This is a genomic window from Ekhidna sp., from assembly GCF_040220215.1.
Lineage (GTDB): Bacteria > Bacteroidota > Bacteroidia > Cytophagales > Cyclobacteriaceae > Ekhidna.
Map to the genome: position 1 here is coordinate 1 of NZ_JAVJTR010000003.1, position 3,189 is coordinate 3,189.

General features: G+C 43.0%; 5 protein-coding genes. All 5 read right to left on the minus strand.

Annotation, left to right across the window (positions count from 1 at the left end):
- The coding region (locus RIC88_RS00445; RefSeq protein WP_350215421.1) for an SHOCT domain-containing protein at nucleotides 1–190 on the minus strand (190 nt) is incomplete at its 3' end.
- A 29-nt stretch (nucleotides 191–219) separates the two neighbouring features.
- Nucleotides 220–1,098, minus strand: coding sequence for an SPFH domain-containing protein (locus tag RIC88_RS00450; protein WP_350215423.1), 879 nt, complete (start codon nucleotides 1,096–1,098; stop codon nucleotides 220–222).
- A gap of 13 nt (nucleotides 1,099–1,111) precedes the next feature.
- Nucleotides 1,112–1,486: a zinc-ribbon domain-containing protein gene (locus RIC88_RS00455; protein ID WP_350206442.1), complete on the minus strand. Its 375-nt coding sequence runs from the start codon at nucleotides 1,484–1,486 to the stop codon at nucleotides 1,112–1,114.
- 8 nt (nucleotides 1,487–1,494) lie between these two features.
- On the minus strand, nucleotides 1,495–1,836 hold the full coding sequence (locus RIC88_RS00460) for a P-II family nitrogen regulator (protein WP_219956396.1): 342 nt from the start codon (nucleotides 1,834–1,836) through the stop codon (nucleotides 1,495–1,497).
- A gap of 157 nt (nucleotides 1,837–1,993) precedes the next feature.
- On the minus strand, nucleotides 1,994–3,189 hold a 1,196-nt coding region (locus RIC88_RS00465; RefSeq protein WP_350215425.1), incomplete at its 5' end, for an efflux RND transporter periplasmic adaptor subunit.

Here is a 3,189-nt window from a genome sequence, read left to right on the forward strand (position 1 = left end):
TCTTTTGTTCAAATTCCTCATCGGATATCTCGCCCCGGGCATATCGCTCTCTCAGGACTTCCATGGCCTTATCCTTCCGTCTGTTTTGTCCGGGCGTAGGGTAAGGGATTAAGAATATCCAGCATAGGAGGATAAGCCACAAGATCCACCAGATCCAATGCATTCCTCCGAAATACCAATCGTGCATCATAGCTGTAGATTTTAAGGTTAAACATATATTTAATTGTCGTTTACAATTACCGGTGATTTACCATCGGTTACAATTACTTTAGTGTTCTTAGAGCCGACCAGCTCCCTGGTGATTTCCAGGCTCTTGTATTTGATGAGCCGGTCATTCAGGGTGGCGTTGATGATGGCCTGCTGCTTTTTGATAGCCTCTGCCTCAATCAATAGCCTTTCCGCCTCTTTCTTCTGCTTCTCAATGTTGAAATTGATTTGCAAACGCTCTGTAATGATGGCCATCTCCTTTTCTTTCTTTTGTTTCTCCAGCTCAAAATCCAACTGGTTCCTTTTTATCTCATTCTCGATTTTTGTCTTCTTGGCTATCTCGTCTGCATTGAGCTGAGCTTCGATGGTCTCCACCACTGCCTGTGGTAAATCGACTTCTTTAAGCATTACCAGGTCCATGGCAAAACCATATTCACCGATCACCCCATTCATTTTTTCTTTAATAGTATTTTCGATGTTATTTCGTTCGGTAATCAACTGAGTGGCTTTATAATCAAGTCCCGTTTGCCGAAGGATTGTGATTAAATTATCCTCAATGACCGTTTCCTGATAACCGCCACCAAAATCCTGATAAATGCGAATGACCGAATCAGGAACAATATGGTATAATATGGTTATTTCAGAGCTTACCTCAATCCCTTCTTTTGTATGGAAATTGAGTTCCCGGGAGTAATTGACAATCCGCGTGTCAAAACGTTCTATTTTCCTCCCAATAAACCCCATAAAATGATGAGGGCCCGGCTTCATTACCGCTGGTTTCACCTTTCCAAAATGCACATCTACACCCACCTCTCCGGGCCTTACAATGGCACATCCCTGCAACAGCATAAATGCCGTAATCATGGGAATTAAAACTTTTATAGCTTTCATAATAATATCAATTTTAATTTTTCAAATTATCCCTACATTTCCTGCACCAACTCCCCTGAATCACACTATCAGCGGTAGCCCGGAAACGATGACCGTTTTTACATTGCCACCTCAAGGGTATTTTGGAGTTTATGTATTCGTTAGAAAGACACTTACCTTCCTTTGCATGAGCCAGGAATTGCATCTTCTCTATTCCATGCGGAACGTTGTTAGCACATTCAGGGCACCAGCTTTTCCGTATCTTCACACTAAAAGGGGTGGCCTGCCACCGGTGGCCTTTTGCACATTGCCACCACAATTTGGACTTGCTGTTGATATATAAGTCTGATAAACAAAGCCCACCCCTTGTCCTGGCTAATTGCCTCATTTTTTCAATTGGAAACTCCATGACATTTTTCACTTCATATCAAATCTTTTGATAGACTTTCCGGTCTTTATTCTGTAGGCATCATCTATTTCAGAAACGTAAATGATTCCATCGCCCGGATCAGGCGTTTGAGCCTTTCCGCATATCAATTGCACTGCTTTATCCATTTCTTCATTTTGGCAAACAAGCTCCAGTTTTACTATCGGGCTATCGGTAAAATGAAAATTCAGGGAAGGAGATGCATCAGGATCCTTATAAGCTCCCGTACCTTCTCCTTTGGATAGTGTGACACTTTCAAACCCTGCATCCCGCAGAGACTTTACCACTACCTGTACTCTTTTTGGCTTTATAAATGCTTTTATTTCTTTCATCTTTTTAGTCGTTATAATTTTTAATCAATTAATAAAGTTGGCAAGGGGCAAAAAGGCAGTTGGTAATTGTGTTGCAAGCTCACTTTCAGTGTTTGCCTACTTGCCAACTGCCCTTTGCCAACCTTTAATCACCAACTATTCCTCACCCACTTGGCACTTAATGGCCGTGCTCTGTATCACCTTTTTTCATCTCTCCTATAAGATAATAGGCGTTGTTCCAGGCTACTTTAGTACCCTCGGGTAACGCCTCCAGCAGCTTGATCTCTACCCATCCTTCATCGATAATGCCTGTTCGAATTTCCACTGGTTTAAATGCCCATTCGGTTTCTCCGTCTTCCTGATGAGATTCCGCAATAAAAATATAAGGCTTGCCTTCTTCTTCTATGATGGCATCTTCCGGTAAGGCCATAACTTCCCGGCTGTTGGTATGGATTCTTCCATTGATGTACATCCCGGGAATCAGAAAATCTTCTTTTTGATCAATTTCAGCGTGTACATGCACTGCTTTCGGGTTTTGCTCGAATTGTTTGCCAACAGAATAAATATCGGCCGTCAAAGTAGCTCCGGGAACCGACTCCACGGTGAAGGTTATTTTTTGTCCTTTCTTTACTTTATAAACATCCTTTTCAAACACCATCAGGTCGGCATGGATGTGGTCGGTATTAACAACCCTAAACATTACGGTCTGAGGATCTACGAACTGCCCTAACTGAACTTCTACTTTTTCTATGTAGCCACTTATAGGGCTAACCACAGGCACTTGCTCATATATTTCTCCCTGCCGTATCTTCTCTACATTCAAACTGAGTTGTTTGAGCTGGGCTTCATAGCCTTTTGCTTCACCTTTTGTGGTTTGATAGTCAGCTAAGGTTTGCTGATAGGTCTTTCCCGAGCCCACATTTTCTTCATAGAGCTTTTTTTGACGTGCGTGTTCTTTCTCCAGGTATTGTAACTGGCTATATGCCCTTACATAGTTGGATTGAATACTGCTCAGATTGGGGTGAGCCAGGTAGGCCAATATCTGACCTTTTCTTACCTTGTCTCCCTCTATCACTTTGATGGAAGTCACATTGGCCCCCAGAATAGCGGTAACGGTAGCCTCATGCTGTGGAGGTACTTCTAGCTGACCGTTGGCCTCTACTACGTCCGATAGTGCGCGAGTGGGTAGCGCATCAATCTTTATCCCCAGACTTTTAAATTTGAGGTCCGAAAGGTGAAGCTCGGCCATTCCTTCTTCTTCGTGTCCTTCGTCCTCATGTCCTTCTTCACCTTCTTTATGTTCATGAGAAGCTTCTTCCGTGTTATCAGCAGACTTGCTTCCGCAACCGGTAAATACCGATACCATCAGTACCA

Bases quoted from the DNA above. Each gene is read 5' to 3' on its own strand.
- RIC88_RS00450 (WP_350215423.1), bottom strand. From the start codon at position 1,098: ATGAAAGCTATAAAAGTTTTAATTCCCATGATTACGGCATTTATGCTG.
- RIC88_RS00460 (WP_219956396.1), bottom strand. From the start codon at position 1,836: ATGAAAGAAATAAAAGCATTTATAAAGCCAAAAAGAGTACAGGTAGTG.
- RIC88_RS00455 (WP_350206442.1), bottom strand. From the start codon at position 1,486: ATGGAGTTTCCAATTGAAAAAATGAGGCAATTAGCCAGGACAAGGGGT.